Source organism: Synechococcus sp. WH 8109, assembly GCF_000161795.2.
Lineage (GTDB): Bacteria > Cyanobacteriota > Cyanobacteriia > PCC-6307 > Cyanobiaceae > Parasynechococcus.
In genome coordinates this window covers 658204-679278 of record NZ_CP006882.1, presented here as the reverse complement: position 1 = coordinate 679278, position 21075 = coordinate 658204, and the positions used below count along the sequence as shown (strand labels likewise).

General features: G+C 56.2%; 22 protein-coding genes and 1 pseudogene. 16 read left to right on the top strand and 7 right to left on the bottom strand.

What is annotated here, in order from left to right; all coding sequences use genetic code 11:
- Positions 1-49: 49 nt before the first annotated feature.
- The gene (locus Syncc8109_RS03660) at positions 50-4060 is read right to left on the bottom strand and encodes a magnesium chelatase subunit H (protein WP_006851049.1); all 4011 of its coding nucleotides are present in this window, start codon (positions 4058-4060) and stop codon (positions 50-52) included.
- Between the two features lie 117 nt (positions 4061-4177).
- On the opposite strand from Syncc8109_RS03660, the gene dapB reads away from it, so the two are divergent.
- The 5 genes from dapB to Syncc8109_RS03635 all read left to right on the top strand — a co-directional run bounded on the left by dapB (position 4178) and on the right by Syncc8109_RS03635 (position 7414).
- On the top strand, positions 4178-5011 hold the full coding sequence (gene dapB, locus Syncc8109_RS03655; RefSeq protein ID WP_006850674.1) for a 4-hydroxy-tetrahydrodipicolinate reductase: 834 nt from the start codon (positions 4178-4180) through the stop codon (positions 5009-5011).
- 10 nt (positions 5012-5021) lie between these two features.
- A complete protein-coding gene (locus Syncc8109_RS03650; protein WP_006851129.1) occupies positions 5022-5678 on the top strand; it encodes a hypothetical protein in 657 nt (218 codons plus the stop codon).
- Between the two features lie 64 nt (positions 5679-5742).
- Positions 5743-5994 carry a hypothetical protein gene (locus tag Syncc8109_RS03645; protein WP_006851676.1) on the top strand — a complete coding sequence of 84 codons (252 nt, stop codon included), beginning with the start codon at positions 5743-5745 and terminating at the stop codon, positions 5992-5994.
- A gap of 41 nt (positions 5995-6035) precedes the next feature.
- Positions 6036-7181, top strand: a complete 1146-nt coding sequence (locus Syncc8109_RS03640) for an FAD-dependent monooxygenase (RefSeq protein WP_006850007.1) — start codon at positions 6036-6038, stop codon at positions 7179-7181.
- A 20-nt stretch (positions 7182-7201) separates the two neighbouring features.
- Positions 7202-7414 (top strand): DUF2949 domain-containing protein, encoded by a 213-nt coding sequence (locus tag Syncc8109_RS03635; protein ID WP_006851116.1) that lies wholly within the window; start codon positions 7202-7204, stop codon positions 7412-7414.
- On the opposite strand, the gene Syncc8109_RS03630 is transcribed toward Syncc8109_RS03635, so the two are convergent.
- Positions 7405-7959: an adenine phosphoribosyltransferase gene (locus Syncc8109_RS03630; protein ID WP_006850562.1), complete on the bottom strand. Its 555-nt coding sequence runs from the start codon at positions 7957-7959 to the stop codon at positions 7405-7407. The genes Syncc8109_RS03635 and Syncc8109_RS03630 overlap by 10 nt on opposite strands.
- 603 nt (positions 7960-8562) lie before the next feature.
- On the opposite strand from Syncc8109_RS03630, the gene Syncc8109_RS12160 reads away from it, so the two are divergent.
- From Syncc8109_RS12160 to Syncc8109_RS12155, 3 genes are read left to right on the top strand one after another with little or no spacing between them, the layout of a single operon-like run.
- Complete coding sequence (locus Syncc8109_RS12160) at positions 8563-8907, top strand: hypothetical protein (protein ID WP_006849958.1); 345 nt, start codon at positions 8563-8565, stop codon at positions 8905-8907.
- 46 nt (positions 8908-8953) lie between these two features.
- Positions 8954-10123 carry an inverse autotransporter beta-barrel domain-containing protein gene (locus tag Syncc8109_RS11570; protein WP_006850823.1) on the top strand — a complete coding sequence of 390 codons (1170 nt, stop codon included), beginning with the start codon at positions 8954-8956 and terminating at the stop codon, positions 10121-10123.
- A 47-nt stretch (positions 10124-10170) separates the two neighbouring features.
- Positions 10171-11019 carry a hypothetical protein gene (locus tag Syncc8109_RS12155; RefSeq protein WP_232202452.1) on the top strand — a complete coding sequence of 283 codons (849 nt, stop codon included), beginning with the start codon at positions 10171-10173 and terminating at the stop codon, positions 11017-11019.
- 1508 nt (positions 11020-12527) lie between these two features.
- On the opposite strand, the gene Syncc8109_RS03620 is transcribed toward Syncc8109_RS12155, so the two are convergent.
- On the bottom strand, positions 12528-13181 hold the full coding sequence (locus Syncc8109_RS03620; protein WP_232202451.1) for a hypothetical protein: 654 nt from the start codon (positions 13179-13181) through the stop codon (positions 12528-12530).
- Between the two features lie 544 nt (positions 13182-13725).
- Between Syncc8109_RS03620 and Syncc8109_RS03610 the strand changes: the two genes are divergently transcribed.
- The 5 genes and pseudogenes from Syncc8109_RS03610 to Syncc8109_RS03595 all read left to right on the top strand — a co-directional run bounded on the left by Syncc8109_RS03610 (position 13726) and on the right by Syncc8109_RS03595 (position 15949).
- On the top strand, positions 13726-14274 hold the full coding sequence (locus Syncc8109_RS03610) for a DUF3038 domain-containing protein (protein WP_025362175.1): 549 nt from the start codon (positions 13726-13728) through the stop codon (positions 14272-14274).
- Positions 14275-14281: 7 nt separating this feature from the next.
- Entirely contained in the window at positions 14282-14896 is a 615-nt protein-coding gene (locus Syncc8109_RS03605; protein ID WP_006850484.1) for a DUF4335 domain-containing protein, read from the top strand.
- Between the two features lie 59 nt (positions 14897-14955).
- Complete coding sequence (locus Syncc8109_RS03600) at positions 14956-15324, top strand: hypothetical protein (protein WP_006851443.1); 369 nt, start codon at positions 14956-14958, stop codon at positions 15322-15324.
- Positions 15325-15339: 15 nt separating this feature from the next.
- Positions 15340-15498 (top strand): annotated as a pseudogene (locus tag Syncc8109_RS12815) (polyphosphate kinase 2); the annotation flags it as partial.
- 238 nt (positions 15499-15736) lie between these two features.
- Positions 15737-15949 carry a hypothetical protein gene (locus Syncc8109_RS03595; protein ID WP_011364797.1) on the top strand — a complete coding sequence of 71 codons (213 nt, stop codon included), beginning with the start codon at positions 15737-15739 and terminating at the stop codon, positions 15947-15949.
- Between the two features lie 166 nt (positions 15950-16115).
- On the opposite strand, the gene Syncc8109_RS03590 is transcribed toward Syncc8109_RS03595, so the two are convergent.
- From Syncc8109_RS03590 to Syncc8109_RS03580, 3 genes are all read right to left on the bottom strand, one after another.
- A complete protein-coding gene (locus tag Syncc8109_RS03590) occupies positions 16116-16337 on the bottom strand; it encodes a hypothetical protein (RefSeq protein ID WP_025362173.1) in 222 nt (73 codons plus the stop codon).
- An 89-nt stretch (positions 16338-16426) separates the two neighbouring features.
- On the bottom strand, positions 16427-17674 hold the full coding sequence (gene arsJ, locus Syncc8109_RS03585; protein ID WP_006850886.1) for an organoarsenical effux MFS transporter ArsJ: 1248 nt from the start codon (positions 17672-17674) through the stop codon (positions 16427-16429).
- A complete protein-coding gene (locus Syncc8109_RS03580) occupies positions 17671-18693 on the bottom strand; it encodes an ArsJ-associated glyceraldehyde-3-phosphate dehydrogenase (RefSeq protein WP_006851641.1) in 1023 nt (340 codons plus the stop codon). The genes arsJ and Syncc8109_RS03580 overlap by 4 nt, the downstream gene beginning before the upstream one ends.
- A 60-nt stretch (positions 18694-18753) precedes the next feature.
- Here Syncc8109_RS03580 and Syncc8109_RS03575 point away from each other — a divergent pair, with 60 nt between their 5' ends.
- The 3 genes from Syncc8109_RS03575 to Syncc8109_RS03565 all read left to right on the top strand — a co-directional run bounded on the left by Syncc8109_RS03575 (position 18754) and on the right by Syncc8109_RS03565 (position 20782).
- A complete protein-coding gene (locus Syncc8109_RS03575; RefSeq protein ID WP_006849753.1) occupies positions 18754-19071 on the top strand; it encodes a metalloregulator ArsR/SmtB family transcription factor in 318 nt (105 codons plus the stop codon).
- Between the two features lie 2 nt (positions 19072-19073).
- Positions 19074-19691 (top strand): DUF938 domain-containing protein, encoded by a 618-nt coding sequence (locus tag Syncc8109_RS03570; RefSeq protein WP_006850388.1) that lies wholly within the window; start codon positions 19074-19076, stop codon positions 19689-19691.
- Positions 19692-19756: 65 nt separating this feature from the next.
- The gene (locus tag Syncc8109_RS03565) at positions 19757-20782 is read left to right on the top strand and encodes a mechanosensitive ion channel family protein (protein WP_006851554.1); all 1026 of its coding nucleotides are present in this window, start codon (positions 19757-19759) and stop codon (positions 20780-20782) included.
- Here Syncc8109_RS03565 and Syncc8109_RS03560 read toward each other — a convergent pair.
- A complete protein-coding gene (locus Syncc8109_RS03560) occupies positions 20743-21057 on the bottom strand; it encodes a hypothetical protein (RefSeq protein ID WP_006850996.1) in 315 nt (104 codons plus the stop codon). The two genes, Syncc8109_RS03565 and Syncc8109_RS03560, sit on opposite strands and share 40 nt — an antisense overlap.
- Positions 21058-21075 lie beyond the last annotated feature (18 nt).

Below are 21075 nucleotides of genomic sequence, written 5' to 3'. Positions count from 1 at the left end.
CAGAGTCCGTCAGGGACTCTGGCTTTGATGTTCAACGTTCGGTCGACGATCAGTCGGTGACAACACCCTCAATACGATCCTCAACCTCCTGATACAGCTCCTGCAGCTGCTCGATGTTTTCATCCGAGGTCTCCCAGTATCCGCGGCCATGCACCTCAAGCAGAGTGCCCACGATCTGGCGGAAGCTGTTGGGGTTGAGTTCCAGCAGACGCTTGCGCATCTCTGGGTCGTTAATAAAGGTTTCGTTGGCTTCTTCGTAGACGAAGTTGTCAACGGCACCGCTGGTGGCACTCCAACCCAGCGTGAAGTTGAGGCGCTTGGCCACCTCACGCACACCCTCGTAGCCGGAGTCGAGCATGCCTTCGTACCACTTGGGATTCAGCAGCTTGGTGCGTGAATCCAGGCGGATCGTTTCACTCAGCGAACGCACCTGCGCGTTGGCCGTGGTGGTATCGGCGATGTAGCTGGTGGGAGCTTTGCCGTCATCACGCAAACCAGCGATCAACTTGGTGGGGTCGGAGTCGAAATAGTGGCTGACATCTGTGAGGGAGATCTCAGCCGAATCGAGGTTCTGGAAGGTGACATCCGCCGTCTTCATCACGTTCTCGAACACCTCCCGCTTCTGATTCATCTCACCTGGATTGTCGGCATTGAAGGCGAAGGTCTTGCGGGAGAGGTACATCTCCTGCAGCTCACCTTCTTCCTCCCAGGTGCTGTTCTCGACCGCGAGGTTCACGTTGGAGCTGTAGCTGCCGCTGGCGTTGGAGAAAACACGGCATGCCGCATCCCTCAAGCTCGTGCCTTCTTTCTCCGCCTGTTCAAGGGCGTGCTTGCGAACGAAGTTCTGCTCTAGAGGCTCGTCTGCCTCAGCAGCCATCTTCACGGCCTGATCGATCAGCGCCATCTGGTTGATGAACAGATCGCGGAAGACACCGGAGCAGTTCACCACCACATCAACGCGGGGTCGGCCGAGTTCCTTCAGAGGGATCAGCTCAAGCTTGTTCACCCGACCGACGGAGTCAGGCATCGGCTTGACGCCAACGAACCAGAGGATCTGAGCCAGAGATTCACCGTAGGTCTTGATGTTGTCGGTTCCCCAGAGCACGCAGGCGATGGTTTCGGGCCAGGTGCCCTGCTCCTCGCGCTGACGCTCAATCAACTTGTCGACAACACTCTTGGCTGCAGCCACCGCGGCACGGGTGGGAATCGCCTGCGGGTCGAGGGCGTGAATGTTCTTGCCGCTGGGCAGCACACCAGGATTCCGAATCGGATCACCACCGGGGCCTGGAAGGATGTATTCACCATCAAGAGCCTTGAGCAGACTCTCCATCTCCATGTCTGCACACACCTGCTCAAGGCAGAAGCGCAGATAGGCAAAGAGCTTGTCGAGCTCGGTGGCATCGACCTGCACGAAGCCGGCACTGCAGCAGGCCCGCAGCCAAGGAGAGGGAAGCTTGAAGCCAAACTTGGCCAGCAGGTCGTAGAACCAACCGAAGCTGTTTCGCAGGCTGACACGACCATCACGGCCGGTAAGCGTACGAACCATGGCGCCAATGGCAGCACGGGATGTCTCCGTGATAGTGCGGTTGAGCTCTACATCGGCGAGTACGCCCTCGTCGTTTCCTTTGTAGATGTCTTCGATCGAGCGGCCCATAGCCTCAGCCAGCAGGCCGGGGAGTGAGCGCAGCCCATCCTCCTCACGCTCGAGAGCAGCGATGTTGACCAAGGTGGCAACGGCTTCCTCTGCGGTGGGAGGCTTGCCAATGGTGTGCAGGCCACAGGGAAGGAGACGGCTTTCGATCTCCATCAACTGGCGGTAGACGGCACCCACTAGGGCATCACGTCCCTCAAGTTGGAGGGTCGAGGCGTCCTCCTCAGGAAGGTCGACATCCTTATCGAGGTTGCACTGACGTGCCGTCTCAATGATCGTGTTGACGATCTGAATTCCGCGGCCACCCTCACGCAGCTGCTGGTAGGAGCCCACCAGCTCACCCAGTTCCTTCAGGCCCTTGTAAAGGCCGGCATTCTCAGCCGGAGGAGTGAGGTAGCTGATGGTGGAGGCATACCCCCGCCGCTTGGCGATGGTGGCCTCGGAGGGGTTATTGGCGGCGTAGTAGTAGAGGTTGGGGAGCGCACCGATCAGTGAATCGGGATAGCAGGTTTCGCTCATGCCCATCTGCTTGCCAGGCATGAACTCGAGAGAGCCGTGGGTGCCGAAGTGCAGCACCGCATCAGCCTTCCAGATCTTCTGGAGATAGGTGTAGTAAGCGGCGAAGCCGTGGTGGGGGCTGGCGCTGCGGGAATAGAGCAGGCGCATCGGATCACCCTCGTAGCCGAAGGTGGGCTGAACGCCAACGAAAACGTTGCCGAAGTGGCGACCGAAAACCAGCAAGTTCTGGCCATCGCTGTTGAGGTTGCCGGGGGGCTTGCCCCAGTTCTCTTCAAGCCGATCGGAATAAGGCGTCAGACGCTCGTACTCCTCAACGCTCATCCGATGGGCGATCGACAGCTCAGGAGAGCCCTGCATGGCATCGGCGTCGTTGATGACAGCCTCCAGCAGCTCTCGAGGTGTGGAAGGCAGGTCCTGCACGTCGTAGCCCTTCGCCTTCATCTCCTGCATCACCCGATGGATGGAGCCGAAGACGTCGAGGTAAGCCGCCGTACCGACATTGCCTTTGTCGGGAGGGAAGCTGAACACGGTGATCGCCAGCTTCTTCTCGCTACGGGGCTTGATCCGCAGCGATGACCAGCGGATGGCCCGCTCAGCAATGGCATCAACCCGGTCTTGAAGAGTGTGAGCCTTGCCAGTTGCATCGTCGCGACCCGAAAGAACGATGGGCTCAATGGCGCCATCCAGTTCCGGAATGGCAATTTGCAAGGCCACCTGCACCGGGTGCAGGCCAAGGTCGCTTTGTTCCCACTCCTGGGTGGTCTGGAAGACGAGGGGAAGCGCCACCATGTAGGGGCGATTGAGCTTCTTCAGCGACTCAATCGCCTTGGGGTGGTCCTGACGGGCCGGGCCTCCGACCAGCGCAAAACCGGTAAGGGAGACGATGCCGTCTACCAGGGGCTGCTCGGGATTGAGAGGGTCATAGAAGAAAGCGTTGACCGGCTTGGAGAAGTCGAGACCGCCGCAAAAGATCGGAATCACCCGAGCGCCACGAAACTCCAGCTCTTGGATGGTGGCCACGTAATGGGCATCGTCACCGGTAACGATGTGGCTGCGCTGAAGCACCAAACCGATCACCGGCCCTTTGCGGGCTTCCTCGGAGAGGTCGGTGCGGCTGGAGGTCCAGTTCAGGTACTCCTTGAGATCCTCGAACATCGAGGGAGCCAGGGGGTGCCAGATGCCGAGGTCGGGGAACACTTCTGGCTCCGCCACCTCCATTGCTGGACGTTGCTCCCCTTCTGCAGCTGGGAAGACGTACTTGTCCGCCAGCATCAACAGGAAGTTGCGCAGGTTGTCAGGGGTTCCACCTAGCCAGTACTGGAAGCTGAGCATGAAGCTGCGTGCATCCTGCGCCTTCTCAACCGGCAAATACTTGAGAACGGTGGGCAGCGTGTTTAGCAGCTTGAGCATCGCGTCCTGGAAGCCAGCACCTCCGGCTTCCTTCCGCTTCTTCATGAAGCCTGCGATGGCGCTCTTGCTCTGACCGAGCTGGGCCATCGAGAAGCTGCCCAGCTTGTTCAGCCGCATCACTTCAGGCATGGACGGGAAGACCACAGCCGCCTTGAGTCGATCGCGGTGCGGGGCTACGGCGTCCACAACCTTCTGCGCCAGATCTTCGATGAAGATCAAGGAGGCAACGAAGACATCAGCCTCAGCCACGTCGGCGCAGAAGCCAGCGTAGTTGTCGTCGTCGCGGAGTTCTTCAATCAGATAGCCGCTCAGCTCGATCCCAAGATCGCCACCCGATGCATTGAGAGCCGTCGCTGCCTGGGTAAGGGCGTTTTGGTACTGGGGCTCCAGAACTACATAAACCGCCTTCATGACGGACTTATGGTTCTGGCCCTCCACAGGAGCAACGCGGCGATCGGCGGAGCGGACCTGTGTGAACATCAGCGCGCTTTGAGCAGTGTGAAGAACCTTACGGCGACTGGCCCTTAGGGCGCGAGGATTTCTGATTGGCCGTTACACGAACCGACCCATAGGCTTTAAAACGTCTGCTGCGCTTTCATGACCGCTCCGATTCCCGTCGTTGTTGCCGGTGCACTGGGGCGCATGGGCGCCGAGGTGATCAAAGCTGTGGTGGGAGCCGAAGACTGCAGCCTGGTTGGAGCCATCGACAACACTCCTGGCAAAGAGGGGGCAGACGTGGGTCTGGAGCTGGGCCTGGGAGAGCTGGAGGTGGCCGTGACGGCTGATTTCGAAGGCTGTCTCTGCGCCGTTAGCCAATCCGTGCGGGACGGCGGCAGCGGCGCCGTGTTGGTGGATTTCACCCACCCTTCGGTTGTTTATGAGCACACCCGTGCAGCGATCGCCTACGGCGTTCACCCCGTGATCGGAACGACAGGGCTCTCGCCTGAACAACTCAACAACCTCACCGAGTTTTCGGCCAAAGCTTCCGTGGGTGGGGCCGTAATCCCCAATTTTTCTGTTGGCATGGTGCTATTGCAACAAGCCGCAGCAGCAGCGGCGCGGTTCTACGACCACGCGGAACTGACGGAGTTACACCACAACCGCAAGGCGGACGCCCCCAGCGGCACCTGCATCAAAACCGCTGAGCTGATGGAGGAGCTGGGCAAGAGCTTCAATCCCGAAGAAGTGGACGAGCACGAATCCCTGGCAGGTTGCCGCGGCGGCCAGCGGGACAGCGGCCTGCGGCTGCACTCCGTGCGGCTACCGGGCCTGGTGGCTCACCAGGAAGTGATGTTCGGTGCCCCCGGGGAGAGCTACACCCTCAGTCACAACACCATTGATCGCTCCGCTTACATGCCCGGTGTGCTGATCACGGTGCGCAAGGTGGGCAGCCTCGGCAGCCTTGTGTATGGCCTTGAGCGGCTGATTTGAAGGCGACACCATGCTCATTCCCCTCCGCCCCGGTGAACTGCAGCGGCTGATCCCCGCCGTTGCCACCGGCAACCAGTTCCGTGTCGCCCTTGGCAACCCCCAGGAAGTGTTGCAGCGCCTGATGATCGCCGCCATCGGTGGGGTGATCACGTTCCTGATCTACAACCAGGCGCAGCTCGGCAGCCGCTGGGGCCCGGTATGGCTGGTGATCAGCGTTGTGTTCTTCCTGTATGTGCTTTGGGGCCCGATCGTTCAGGCCGGCCAACGCAATGCCACCTTGCGGCGTTATCCCGCGGCTGCCTTGTTTGAGGGCGAGGTGGCGGACGTGATCACGCGAGAGCGGGTGGAAAACCGGCACGAACAGGCCGACAGCCGCGGGCGGCTGGAACTCGTGGAAAACCGACGCACCTGGATGCTTCTCGAACTCGAAGACGAGGAGGGTTATCTCGGCAGGGTGGCCTTTCCGGTGGAGAAAAAGCACCAGTCGATCCGCCGCGGCAGCCTGATCCGCTGCTTGGTGCTGAGCGAGCGCAAGGATTTCTCAAAGATCGGAGCCCTCAGCGATGCCTGGCTGCCGGGCATGCGGATGTGGGTTGGTGAGTACCCGTTCCTGCTCCGTCCCGCCTTTGAGGAGCTCTGCCAACTCCGCCTGAACAGCAGGCGCTGAAAAGCAACTACTGAACATTTCTTAAACCTGGTTTACACTTCTTAGCAATCAAGCGGCAGCATCTATGTCCCAGTCCTCTCCCACCACCCCTGTCGTGCGCGGTGCACAGGTCACCACGGAAGACGGCGGCCGCCTCAACGCCTTCGCCACGGAACCCCGCATGGAAGTGGTTGAAGCAAGCCAGGGTTGGGGTTTCCACGACCGCGCCGAAAAACTGAACGGCCGCATGGCCATGCTCGGTTTTATTGCGCTTCTGGCTACTGAGTTGGCACTGGGCGGCGAATCCTTCGTTCACGGGCTGCTCGGCCTGGGCTGATGGCCTCGCGCTGGATCGGGATGGCTGGCCAGACTCCCTGAATGGTTCCATCCCCTCCAGAGATTCATGTTTTGGGCGCTGGTCCCACCGGCGCCCTCACAGCTCTTGCCCTCGGCCACCGTGGTCAGCGCGTGGTCCTGTTTGACCCGCTGACGGCATCGGAACTCCAAGCCAGAAGCCGGGCGTACGCCATCACCCACTCCAGCCGCAGGTTGTTGACAAATCTGGGCCTGTGGCACGACCTGCGCGATGCCTTGGTGCCTTTCCGAGACCTGGATTTGCGGGACGTGGCCACCAACGCCCGCGTTCTTTTCGGTCTGGAAGACCTGACATCAGCCAATCGACACCATGACGGCATTGGCTGGATCCTCGATCACCGTCCCTTGATGAAGCTGTTGCTGGCTCGGCTGATGGCCAACGGCAACGTGGCCATGCACCTGGCCGAACCATCCCCTAATCCAAGTCCTGACGCCCTGATCGTGGCGGCTGATGGACCACGCTCCCCCACACGAGAGGCCTGGGGCATCCGTCACTGGGGCATCCGCTATCGCCAGGGGTGCCTCACCGCCAAAGTTGCCCTGCGGGGACTCCCCCACGACAGGGCCTGCGAGTTGTTTCGCCCAGAAGGCCCTCTCGCTGTTCTGCCCTTGGGGCAGGGCACTTTCCAGGTGGTGTGGAGTGCACCGTGGCAGCGTTGCCAGCAGCGCAGCACGCTGCAGCGCGGTGCGTTTCTCGATCAGCTGGCCGCTGTTCTGCCGGAGGGGATTGAACCGGATTTCCTTCTGGATCAACCCCGAGCCTTCCCACAGCAATGGCTCCTGGCTCGCCGCTTCCATCACGGAAGGGGCTTGCTGATCGGCGAAGCGGGCCACCGCTGCCATCCCGTGGGAGGCCAGGGGCTCAATCTCTGCTGGCGTGATGTGGATGGTTTGCTGCGCGCCGTGGAGCGGGGCGGCAGCGCCGCAACAATCGCTCGGCGCTATGGGATGAGCCGCTGGCTTGATGTGCTCCAGGTGGGTGTGGCGACGGATCTTCTGGTGCGGGTGTTCTCCAACCGCGAACCGCTGTTGCTTCCCCTACGGCGCTTGGCCTTGCTTCTGTTGAAACAGTTCTCTGGGCTGCGCCAACTCAGCTTGCAGGCCATGAGTGACGGTCCCATGCAGCTCTGGCGGACCTTGCCAAACTGAGCCAAGCGCGGGTAGCGACCATGGTCATGTCTAGCCAGCGGCAACCCCCAGCTACGGAAGCGCTGCTGCAGTTTCTTCAGCGGCGTTTGGGGTTGAGTCCAAGCGCCCTGGAGCTGGGGCAACGCCAGGCGGAACTGGAACAAGCCCCCCTTCCGATCGTGCTGTGGAGCTTTGGATTGTTGAGTTTGCAGCAGTTGGAAGACGTCTTCGACTGGCAGAACAGTCAGCCGTAGCGCAGCAACACTTCTACGGGTCGACCGGCAGGCAAGGCCTGACGGCCTCCGAGCCCCTCCAGCTCGATCACAAAGGCAAAACCCACCAAGCAACCACCGGCCTGCTCCACCAATTGTCCTGTCGCTGCAGCTGTTCCACCGGTGGCCAGCAGATCGTCCACCACCAGCACACGGGGTGAATTCTCAAACGCGTCGGCTTGAATCTCGAGCCGATCGTTGCCGTACTCCAGGGCGTAATCCAGACCCACCACCTCACCGGGCAGCTTTCCAGGCTTCCGCACAGGCACGAAGCCAAGCTGTCGATCGCTGGCCAAGGGTGCTCCAAAAATGAATCCCCGGGATTCGATCCCCACGATCAGATCAGGCTCCACCTGGTCACACACCTGACCCAGCTGGCAGATCACCTCGGCCATGGCGTCGGGCGACCGCAGGAGAGGGTTGATATCTCGAAACAGAATTCCAGGCTTGGGAAAATCTGGAATTGAACGAATGTGCGACTGAAGATCCAAATCCAGGTGACGCAATGGCGGTGCCCCTGGCATCATCGCAGCCATGAGGTTTGTCAGGGCTTAATGCGTTGCAAACACAGGGTCATGACTGGGTTCTAGGGGAGTATTACCACAAGGTTCAACGAGAGTTAAACGACAGCAGAACTGTGAAGGGGGGTATGGGGGCTGCAGCGTCTTTCTTACTTAAAAGGGCTTCAGAAATTTCTGTGAAATCTGAGTAGGAGGTTCGGTTCACACAGCCGTGACAGGTCGGGTTCGCCTATTGATTGAGAAGAGGCAAGAGGAGCAAATGGTTGGCGACTTCATTCTTGACCTGGCATTGATCCAGCTGGGTGCTGCAACTTCAATCACAGCTGATTTCGTAGGCACTTTGTTTTTGATCTATCTGTAGGCTGCCGATCAGAGCCCTGAAAATTGCTGTGGTGTCGAAAAGTAGCCCCAGGCAAGGGAAGAAGCTGCAGAAGAGATGCAGATCAAGTTGATTGGAGTAGAAGGTCTTGCTGCGTATGCAGCAAGCACATCAGTCGAGACTGGAATAGCCGTGGAGAGAGCACGGAGATAGAACTAACGAGTAGAAACCCTGGCATCCAAAGCCGAAGACGACTACAAAGCGGTTTGATACTAGAACGCCTCGATGGCTTGGGACAAGCAGGAAACAATGACGAACGAAAGTCAGCTCATGGTCAAGAGGGCAAAAATCAACACCACAGATTCAACAAAATGAGGGCCTGGACAATTCCAATCTTTTTTTTGGTTGCTGCCACAATGCAGGGAATCAGCATCCGATCAATAAATGCTCAACCATCAAGAGCAGATCAGATACCACTAAAAATCACTGTCGAAAAAGTCAAAATCACTGACAAAGACATTGACCAAGCAGCAAAGTTTTGCTTAATCAAAGAAGGCAGACTGAAAAAAGGATCAACAATTAATGAGAGACCAACACCAGCACAAACAGTTGTGATGACAAATATGTGTCCATAGCATAAAAATTAGCCGGCAAACAGCCGTAAAGAATAATTACGCAAGGTTGCGCACCACAAACCGGCTTTTACTGTCTGCGAAGCATATCAAGCAAGCCATGAGTGGATCGGTGTCATTCAAACTTGCTTTTAGCCTCATCGCTTCAGGCCTAACACTCCAGTGCCTGCCAGCTAGCGCGGAATCAACCCAGAAGAATTTCACTGAGCGTGGTAGCCATAGTCTTTACAGCTCTCACAGCAAGGGTATTTGGCATGAATCTCCATTGGCAAGTCGGGTAATCGACAAGCTTTTGATACGCAATTGGACGTCATTAAATAATAAAAATGGAATTGAGTGGAGCAATCAGATCTCAAATCTCGCGCTTAACTTGGCCTCCAATAAGTTATCTGATTATGCAACAAAGACAATTCAAAAATACCCCTTCGTCTTGGGGGCTTCCGTTAATTTTGACATAAGGACTGAAGGAGCTACTAATATTGGGGGTGATGTTCTTTTCAAAATCGCAGACTTTGGACTAAAAGATGATGAAAGTCGAGATGGAATTGCCTTTCTCCACACAAAATACACCGGCAGTCTCTCAAACGACTCCACGTGGAATGCAGGATTGGGTCTTCGTCACTTAATCGGGGAAGAGTTGCTGGCTGGCGTTAACGGTTACTGGGATTACAGAACTACCAACTACAGCACCTCGCACAGTCGTTTTGGCTTAGGTGGAGAGCTGTTTTGGAAAACACTGAGCCTTACCAACAATTGGTACATCGCTGGTACAGGAACAAAAACCATCAGTACTAACAACACCGATTACTACGAAAGGGTTGTTCCTGGCTGGGATTTTGAACTCGGCTACCGTCTTCCTTCCAATCCAAATATTGCATTTTTTGCACGAGGATTTCGCTGGGACTACCGAAATCGTAATGACAACACCGGCTTTCAAGGAAAAGTTACTTATCAGATGACGCCACACGTGCGATTGGATTCCTGGATATCCAACGAAGTACCTGCAAATCAAACTCAAACCAATGGGGAATTGGATAATAACGACATCACTATTGGATTGAATTTCACCCTGACCGCAAACCCAGTAACTTACAAAACAAATAATATCAAACAAATACTTCAACAGGAAATGGTGAAGCCAGTTCGTCGTCGCTACGACGTGTTGCTTGAGCGCTGGGCTAAAACAAATACATTTACAAATAGCGTGGGAGGAGCTTAATGCTACGGAATCAAAATTACTCACACAAACCATTCTATTTTTCTAAAATGCTCAAAATTTCATCCGCTTTAGTTTCCGCAGCTCTCACCATTTCTGGTATTGCATTAGCGGAAGGATTCAATCCAAATTTTGTATCAGCACAAGCATGTGATGCTTCTTTGTGGGATGATAAAGATGATTGGGGTTCTAACCAGGGATTCTGCAGCGGCACTCCGAGCACGTACGGAGTTACCGTACATAAGATGGGATTTTGTACTAAAAACCCATTTACATCAGCTGGAGTCGCAGTCAATTACTCATCTTGCACAATTACTTACGAAAGTTCTGCCGGAGCACCAATGTCTTTTGCTGCAGGTACAACTCTCTCACTTCCGAGAGAAGGAACTTCAATACCAGCAATAGGCGACTACAGATTTGCCGTTATCGAACTTGGTAAAACTTTTACCATTGCCGCAGAAATGGGACCCTTTAAAGATGGGACTACTTACTACTCAACCAATTCGTGGACAAGTTCAGGATCCCCTGGGAAAACAACGGGATCAGCTGAGGAATTTGATGCAGAAATGACATCTTTTGATCCGAACACTTCATGTCAGGCTAAAAGTGATCCAGTAGCTATTAAAGGCGCGACATTAACAGGCTACTTGATAGGCAGCAGCGCAGCACTAATTGCAGATAACACGTCGGTCCTAAACTGTTCAGGTGTTAATAAAATTGTTGGAGTAGCGCGATTAGATTCCAACGTAACTATCACGACCGCAACTACAGGCCTGACCGCGACCTTCACAGTCACTAATAATGGTTCATCTGTTTACTGTGATAATAGCGGACCAGGTTGCAGTAATGTCATGTTTGACTCAGGACCGTTCAATGTCTCATTCACTGTTGTAGAATAATAATAGTTACCGTAAAATAATAATAGCCTTTACCTGTGAATAGTTGAGCAAACAGCACCCTTAAGCCAATCCCATACCTTTGCATGTATATATACAAATAGCAATCATTGATTTCTTCTTTACATATAAACACTCCTTTAACCAGGACTCACTTCTCTTTGGACAAGCTCAGATCACATGCAACGCAGTGGTTTTCAAAGAGAACACCAGAAAGCTTTAGTCATACCCTTAGTCACGGAATTTGGTCTCCATGATCGACCGATCAAACCCCGAGCCATGGCACTCATGAGGCTTGTCAAGGCCTAAAGCGTTGCAAACACAGGGCTGACACTGAACTATCCAGGTGTATTGCGACAGTGTTCTACGAGAGTTAAACGACAGGCTGGGACCAGGGCAGGGACCAACCAAGACGGTGCGGGGGAACTAACAACCAGCTCATAAGCCTGGCTGGTCTGACTGCACTCTCAGCGGGTGCCGCTGTCGAAGCAGGCTTGGCGGTGTAGAAATCGCGCTCAGTGGACTAAGAAGCACTTCTCCGCTCCCCAAGGCCCGTATCCACGTGTGCAGGGACGCTGCAGAGCAGCTGTGGAAGGAGTTGCGCTGTACGCTAGGCAGCCCGTGGATCCTTGCTGGGTAGCCTCTGCAGAGACGTAGAGCTGCAGGGAGGGACTATGGGGGAGTTAGTGCCGTGATTGGTATGGAATTAGGGCTAGGAAATTTCCGTTGGAATTTCTGATTCAGTGCAACCTCAGGCAAAAGCAGCTGCAGAACGGTAGGCACCTAAAGAATTGCTGCAAGCTATGGGCACTACGTGACAGAAAGAAGTGGGTTGGGTGCCCGAGGCTGACTAGCTCTCAATTTGGAAGGGGTGATAGCGATAACTGAGGCTGCTAAATCAATCGACAACTTCTATTTGTAGTAAATCAATAGGAGGAACAACGAATGCAGCTAGTACTACTGCCATGGACGTCGCGAAGCACATAATTAAGATAAATGCATAGACATTCAGATTTTGTCCCTGCTGTATTTAGTTAAATGGCCATATCTATTCCAGATTCCGATATATCCTTGGCCAGATATTGCGTCAGCAATAGGTCGTATACCCGCCCAAAACAATACAGAAAAGGAGGCACTCAATAGAAAGGCTCCTTGCACCAGTTATCCCTTTGATGCAAGCATTGTCGTCTTTGCCTATAGTAGTGAAAAGACAAAGCCTGTGGCTATTAATTCGGGGTTCATCAGCTCACCGCTGACACGTCTATTTTTAGCTCATGCTGGCATAACCGCAAGAGTGCTTTGCTTAAAAATCGAATATCTATAGGGATTTAAAGCTGCCTAAATGAGTCATTGATATCTGAGTAAATTTTGTATGTTTGATCGTTGTCATATCCGCTCACTGAGTACGTAGCCGTGCCGTCGCCGCTGCTGCACTTAATTACAATTGAAATCTCACCAGTTTTGTGAGTAGCGTACAGAGTTTTAAGCTTTCCATCGTTGTATTTTGTAAGCTATTGGCCATAAGTGAATTGGTGCTTCCTGGCAATTGTGTAAGCGTCGTCGACACACTCTGACATTGAATATTTAAGTATCCAGCTTGCTACATACACATGAGGTGCACTTTGAACGGGAATTGCGATCGCAAACTGCGCCACAAATAAGCAGAGTAAAACTTTAATTGAGTCTTTGGTCATAATTCCCATCAAGCACTCAATTACTTCTAACAGCCTAGGCTTTGCCTTGTTTTTTGCGGTACCTGGAGCGACTTGCATCGTGCCGCGCTCCAAATCGAAGTCCTCACGCTTCCGCTTTCTGACCTCACTAATCCGCGTACCGCAATAGACCTGAATCAAGACAGGGATGAGCTGTCTATCGAGGAGCTTCGGCAAAAGACCCGACAGATCGCGGTAGTCCCGTTCGATTGCTGTGTAGATGTGGTCGACCTCCCCAGCGCTGTAGTCGGCAGCATCGAAAGGGTTCATCGCCATCCCGTGCAGCAACCCAGACTTCATGCACTTGGAGGCCAGCGACGAGAGCAGTGAGCACTCGCTGTTGATGGTCAGACCACTAAGTCCTGAGTCCTGCATTTGATCGATCCACTCCCTGATTGCTTCTGGAGTGGCTTCAGCCAGTTCGAAAGGACAGTGCGTAAGGGCGATACCCACGTTTCGGTGCCAGCTGGCTGACAGGGGCGACTGGTCCTTCCTTTTGCGGATCCGCTCCACCTCACGAATCAAATCGTTCCAGACGACCGGAACCTGCCTCTCGTAGAGCGCCTTAGCAAGTGCATGGAGTTCTGGTCCAAGTAATCCCTGTCGCCTCGTCTCGCTCCTGCTGGCCCGTGTATCCCTCTGCGGTAGTTGGGATGTCGACAACATCCGCCAGATCAAGCAGGTGCGCGAACTCCTTGGATTCTCTCCACCTGGTCGCGCCTTGCTGCCGGGCCTTGTGCTCAGCCTCGAGTTCTGCCATTGCTTGGCCTGCTCGGAGGTGAGCGACATCAATGTCTTCGGTCTGCAAAGAACGCATCACACGCCTGCCATCCAGGTGCAGCTGAACGCAATACACTCCGTTCGACCTTCTCTGTATTGGCTTCTTCGGTCTGCCCATGGCATCAGTACTGCGAGCGTTCTGCGACAGAGAACTGCGAGAGAGTCGTAAAACCCTCGAGACATCCTGTCTCCGACTGACTTCATTGTCATCGCAGCCATGACTGAAGCTCCGGCCCCCAGCGCACCCACAGACGGCGCGCGTCTCAGCCGGCGGGGCGTTGAGCGTCTCGACCTGTTGCTACTGACCATTGAGGCTTTGGATCTCAATGGTGGCGAGGCGATGGTCTGGACCAGCCAGCAGATGGGCCTCCAAGCGCAATTCCCCAACCGGGTTGAACTCTGGAAGCGGCGCTGTCATAACCCGCTTCGGCGCACCACACGGCGGGACCAGCTCGACCCGGTGGACGCCGAATCCCTGATCTGTCTGGTGTGTGCCATGGCAAATCGGCTCTACCCCATGCTCCACCAACTCCTCTCGAGCCGCGAACCGGAACAGCTCACCCAACAACGTTGGCAGTTGTTCCATGAGCGCCTGCGGGACCTCATCGAAGAGCGGATGAATCAGCGCCGGGAAGCCGTTGTTCGTCTGCTCACCATGGAGCCGGCGGGCCCTGTGCACCGTCAGCTGATCAGCACCCTGGCGTTCTGCGCAGGCCCAGGTGGCATCGATCGACTCCGCGCAACCCTGCTCGACCCCACGCCCTAGGCCGACCATGTTGAAAACAACGTACCAATACGAACAGACCGCAGCACGGCTGGTGGTGGAAGGCTTTCCCGACCTCTCCGCCGGACAGTCCAATGAGGCGATCGGCATCCTGTCGTCCTGGCGGCTGCAATTGATCGGAGCACCGGAACTGGAAGGAACCCGAGATCATCTCGAGGCTCTGATGGCAGCGGTGATGCCCTACGCCAGACATCGCTTGTCCGGCGTGCAACGCAGGTTTGGTCAGGAAAGCGGTTTTGTGAGCATCGCGCCGGATCAGTCCAACCATCGGCTGGAACTGCGCAGCAGCCGAGAGGGCGTTGAGCCGTTGCAGCTCAAGCTCGATGACGCCGAACTGGCCGATCTGGTGCGTTGCCTCGATCGCTTGCGGCTCGACAACCGGGTCAAGCTGACCTGGACGTTCCCCGAGGACCGCCCTTTGAAGCGTCATGAGATCGTCGATCGCATTCCTCTGCAGAAACGCCTGGGACCACCCCTTCTGGCTGGGGTTGCTCTGGCGTGCAGCATCTCCGCCGCATGGCTTGTTCCTCTGCCTCAGGAGACCAAGGAGACATCGCCGGCAGCGGCACCAGTGGACAAGACTGAAACTCAGTCCGACCGTTGACGTTCAGGAAACACGCTTCAGAATCGCCGCAGTAACGGCACCCTGATCACACCGATGCCATGAGGAAGGCGCGCCGGAGCAGCAAACGAGATCAACGACGGGTCTTCCGCCCCCGTCGTCGCTTCCCCTATGGCTCCGTCCTGCGTCAATTGACGTTCGTCGCGCTGATGCTGGCTGCTGCCGCAGGGATCGCTTTACTGCTGAGTCAGCTGCCCCAGCAGGTGGACATCATGCTGCTGCTGAGCAAGGCCATTGATGACCTGATTGGCGGCGTTCAGCAACTGCTGGAAGCCATGCTCGGGCTCGCCGCCATCGTGCTAATCGCTGCCATAGCGCTCCTAGCGGGCATCCTCTTGCTTGGTGCGCTCTGGAGGTTGATTCGTATCATCCGCCTGGTGGTCTCTCCACCCACTCAAGGCAGGCGCTGAGGGGGCGACAGCGAGCGCTTGAATTGCCTGCGCCACATTCTCAGCAGGGTGCCCTATGAAGACATGACACCGCCACCCATCAAGATGCCGAAGCACCCGAAGCAAGGAAGCTACAAACGGCCTCCCCTCGACGAGCAATTCTTTGTACCCAACAACTACCCCTACAAGGGCTAAGAAACCACTCCAAAAAAAGGAAAAAGCAAGACTTCAGATCAACTCTTGACTTTGGCTGCTTCAATCAAGCAACCCTTTTTCATACAAAAATAATGATTATTTTGACGTTCATTCCCTCAATAAAAAGATAGCCGACACGTAAAAATAACCTTGCTTGGCTTGAGTCCAGACAGCAGCACGCTTTAAGGTGGTCGACCATCAAGTTCTGCAGACTTTGCTCGGTTCCTGGCAAGTCCTAATGCGGTGTATCGCCAGCGCACTGTTCCTGGTGGCCCATGGCCTGCTGGTGCTAGAGCACATCACCATTGGAACGGCACTGCATGGGATTGCGGAGTTGTTCCTTGCCCCCTGGGCCATCCGCCACAAAGCTTGGGACATCATCGTGATCGGACTGATTTTCTGCGTCTTCGACCTGTGGGGAACGCTGCGTCTGACAGGCGTGTTGGTCTAAAGACCTTCAACCACTCAGCCGCTGGGACCAAAAACCAAATAGCTGCCACGACGACCAAAGGAACATCCCGAGGAAGACCCAGTTCAGCCAAGCCGGACGTCGGTCGTTTTCAAACATCTCTCAAGACAGCGAAAGGCGACACCTGACCTTATCGGTGTCAACCCAATCACTTCGCCGAAGAACTCCAATCGGCGGAACGAAACGACACATTGGCGCCACCACTGCGTTTCAGGTCGTGCATGCCCTCCAGCTGGTTGTACACCGACAAAAGCTGCCGGCGCATGTGGTCGGTATGGGGCAGGTCAGAGATCAAACGCAGCACATCCTCCAGGGATCGCTTGGCATCGATCACCAAACGACAATCGGGGCTGCCAGGCTCGTCACGCATGGAATCACAATCGATTTCATCCATTCAGCAGAAAATCTTGGCTCGAGGGTGTCTGAATCCATACCAACGCGGCGATATTCAGCAGAAATTCAGAGTTTGGCCCCAACCGGCAGTCTGAGGCTGCTGAACCACGACAACAACACCAGCAGGGATGAAGCCCAGAGACAAGCCTGCATGCCCGCGGATTCGGTTCGGCCGAGCATGAACACTGCCCCCGACAGCAACGTGCCCACCAACCGTCCGGCAGCGTTGGCCATGTAATAGAAGCCCACATTGAGGCTGACGCTCTCCGCATCGGTGTAAGCCAGCACCATGAAGGAGTGGATCGACGAATTCATCGCGAACACCACCCCAAAGGCGGCAAGGCCTGCGGTGATGGCGACCGCCACATCCACCTGGCGCCACAGCGCCACCGCGATCAGGGAGGGAATGGCGGTGAGCAGAGCACTCCAGAACTGCACAGCAGATGCTCCCGGGGATGTGGTCTGCCCCCAGAGCCGTCTCAGAACAGGCGCTGATCCCTGAACGATGCCGTAGCCAATCACCCATAGCCCCAGGAAGCCACCGATCTCCCAGAAACTCCAGCCCAGGGAGGCCTCAAGGAACACGGGCAAGGCCACGACGAACCAAACATCCCTGGCACCAAACAAAAAGAAGCGCGCCAGCGACAGCACGTTGATGCCCTGGGATTTGGAGAACAGCGACGAGAGGGCCGGCTTGGCCTTCATCTTTCCGATCTCCCTGGGCAGCACCAGCGTGAGCAGGAAGGCCAGGGCAAGACCTGCCGCCATCCAGCCCACGGCAGCATTGAAGCCAAAGGCGGTGAGCAGCACCCCACCAAGAAAGAAACCCACACCCTTGAGGGCGTTCTTAGAGCCCGTGAGGATCGCCACCCACTTGAACAGCTGCTGCTGCCCCTGCTGCTGATCCTCCGGAGTTTCCGATACCACCGTCTTGATGGCGCTCTTGGCGCTCATCTTGTTGAGATCTTTGGCAATACCGCTAATGGCTTGGGCGGTCATCACATAGATCACGCTCAACAGTTTCGGCCAACTGGCGGCGACGGGCATCAGCATCAACAACGCAACAATCTGCAGCAGCGTCCCCACCCAGAGGGTGAGCCGAAGCCCGTAGCGGGCACCGATCCAACCGCCGTACAGGTTGGTGAGCACCCCAAACAACTCATAAAAGAGAAACAGGAACGCGATCTCGAGGGTGGTGTAGCCGAGTTGATGGAAGTGGAACACCACCAACATCCGCAGGGCCCCATCGGTGAGCGTGAAGGCCCAGTAGTTGGCGGTGACGATGCCGTACTGATGCAGAGGGGAAAGCGTCATGCGTCCAGCCCAACCACGTGGCAGGTGAGATCGGCCATGCGGCAGCTGTAGCCCCATTCGTTGTCGTACCAGGCAAACACCTTCAGCTGGTTGCCATCGACAACCATCGTCGAGAGGGCATCGACAATCGAGCTGCGGTTGTCGTTGGTGTAATCGCAGGACACCAACGGGCGTTCCTCGTAACCCAGGATTCCCTTCAGAGGTCCTTCCGCAGCAGCTTTGAACGCAGCATTCACCTGCTCCACCGTGACGCTCTGCTTGAGCTCGAACACCGCATCGGTGAGCGATCCATTCAGCAGGGGAACACGAACGGCATGACCGTTGAGCTTGCCCTTCAGCTCAGGGAAGATCATCGCGATCGCCTTGGCCGAGCCGGTGGTGGTGGGGATGAGTGAGGTGAGCCCGGAGCGCGCCCGGCGCAAGTCGCTTTTGAAGGAATCGATCGGCACCTGGGTGTTTGTCATGTCGTGAATGGTGGTGATCAGGCCGTGCTCGATGCCGAAGCTCTCGTGCACCACCTTCACCACAGGCGCCAGGCAGTTGGTGGTGCAGGAGGCGGCCGTCACCAACTTGTGGCGCGCCGGTTCATAGAGGTGGTGATTAATCCCATAAACGATGTTGAGCGCGTCCTCACCGCCAACCACACCCTTCACGGGACAGGCCACCACTACCCGTTTGAGGCCCAGCTGATCGAGATAGGGATTGAGCGTCTCCGGGGTTTTGATCTTGCCGCTTGCTTCAAGCACCATCTCCACCCCCCGATCGCTCCAGGGCACGGCGGCGGGGTCTTTCTCGCTGGACCAGGTGAGTGCGGATCCCTCCACGCTGAATCCATTAGCACTGCTGCTGATTCCTCGATCCCAGCGACCATGCACAGAATCGAACTCCAGCAGGTGGGCCGCCGTTGCTGCATCGCCAGCGGGATCATTGACATGCACCAGTTCGATACCAGGCCGTCCCCAGAGGGCCCGGAACACCAGGCGACCAATCCGTCCAAAGCCATTGATGCCGATCCGCATGCCAGCTCCCTTAATTAATCAAATTATGTTGATCCAAACAGAACGGGGGACGCTGCTCTTGTGATCCAGAACACCCTGAACAGGGAGCAGTCGAGGCAACTGCTCAAAGCACTGGCCGAACCGATCCGTCTCGACGTGATCCATGCGCTGGCGCAGGGCGAACGATGCGTCTGTGACCTCACCGGTGATCTCAACCTCTCCCAGTCGAAGCTCTCGTTCCATCTCAGGGTGCTGCGAGAGGCGGGGCTGCTGACGGATCGGCAGAACGGCCGCTGGATCTACTACCGCCTGCAACCGGATGCCCTGGCAGCACTGGAAGCCTGGCTGGCCGAACTGCGCCGACACTGCAGCAAGAGCGCTACCCACTGCCCGAGCTGACGATGGACCAACGGCTTTTCTTCCCGGCCACGGAACGGAACCGCGGCCCGATAGGAGATCTGCTGAAGCAACTGTTGCCTGCCTCAGGAACCGTGCTGGAACTGGCCAGCGGCAGTGGTGAGCACGCCGTCTACTTTCAGCAGCGCTTTCCCCATCTGCGCTGGCAGGCCAGCGATCCGAATCCTGACCATCGCGCCAGCATCAACGCCTGGATCCAGCACCAGGGTCTGAGCCAGGTGATGCCAGCAGCCCTCAACCTAGATGTTGAACACCGCCCCTGGCCCCTGCCCCAGAACCTCCAAGGGGCCGTGAAGGCTGTTGTTTGCATCAACCTGCTGCACATCAGTCCAGCCTGCTGCACGGATGCCGTGCTCGAGGAATCCGCCCTGTTGCTGCCCAACGGCACCCCCTTCATCATTTATGGCCCATTCAGGCGCAATGGTGCTCACACGAGTGCAAGCAATGCCGCCTTCGACCAATCCCTAAGGGAACGCAACCACCAATGGGGGTTGAGGGAGCTGAATCAAGTGACAGCCATCGCCGCCAAGGCTGGCTTCAAAACCGAAAACGTGGTCTCCATGCCCGCCAACAATCTGATTTTGGTGTTTCAGCGCGCTTAAGACCCACCTCGCTTGCCAGCTTCTGGAAGGCCACCGACAATCACGCGGTATCTCCGGTGTGAGCGATGGATCTGACTGATTTCATAGCGAAGCTACTGATCGGTTCAGCCATCACCCTGACCCTGTCGTTCCTGTGCAAGACAGTTTTTCCTCGGTTCACGAAGCGAAGCAAAACCGACTTCGACGACTTTGTGCTCAACGCCTTCGCCGCTTCGGTGGTGCCTTTCGGCTTAGTGGTCACCCTTTTCCTTGCTCAGGACGATTTGGGCTTGCCCAACAACATTGCAAGGGCCTACGACACATCGCTGCGCGTTGTTGGCACGATCATTCTGATTCGGTTGGTCAACCGAATCGGAGCGCGATTCCTTTTCAGCTTGGTGCGCCGTGCAAGCGCGGATGATCTTCAACAACTCCTCGAAAGCCTGCTCCCGCTGCTGAAAACCGTGGTGTGGGCTATCGGCTCCTTGGTGCTACTGCAGAGCCTGGGCGTGAAGATGACGGTGATCTGGGGTTTGCTCAGTGCCGGCGGCATCGGCATTGGCTTGGCCCTGAAAGAACCGGCCCAGGAATTGTTCGCCTACCTGATGATTCTTCTGGACAAGCCTTTCACCGTTGGGCAATTCATCACAGTGGGCTCCACCTCAGCAACGGTAGAACGCATCGGTGTTCGCTCCACCCATCTGCGCAGCCTGCGCGGCGAACAAGTGGTGATGAGCAACTCATCCCTTACAGGATCCACCATCCTCAACTTCGCTGAAATGGCGCAACGCCGGATGATCTATTCGATTGGCGTGACTTACAGCACATCGGTCGAGCAGATGAAGGCAATCCCGACGATGGTTCAGGCCGTGATCGACGCTCAGGCCCACAGCACCTTCAACCGCTGCCACTTCACCGAATTTGCTGATTCAAGCTTGAATTTTGAACTGGTTTATTACATCGATACTCGAGATTTCACGGTCGCTCTGAACGAACAGCAAGCCATCAACCTCGGAATCATGGAGGCCTTCGCCCAAAAAGGAATCGACTTTGCCTTCCCGAGCAGGACGCTCTACTTGGAGGGAGATTCACTCGCCGGCAAAGCCTCCTGAGCTGTCGGCACAGCAGAGCGCCAAACAGCACCACCGATCAACAGGGCCAAGGCCGCCACAGCGGCGGTGAAGGGAATCAGGCGACGACGATCAGGACTAGGAGCAAGGGCGATCTGGCCGGAGATGTTGTCGCGTCGTGACGCCAGAAATGCCCCCTGCCGGCAGCGGGTGCACACCGTGTTGGTGACGCCTGCACTCTTCAACTTGAAGCCGTAACGACCAGGGATCTCAACGGGTGTTCCACAGCTGGAACAAGGGAGAGAAAAAACTGCCATTGGGTATCTGCCCTCAAT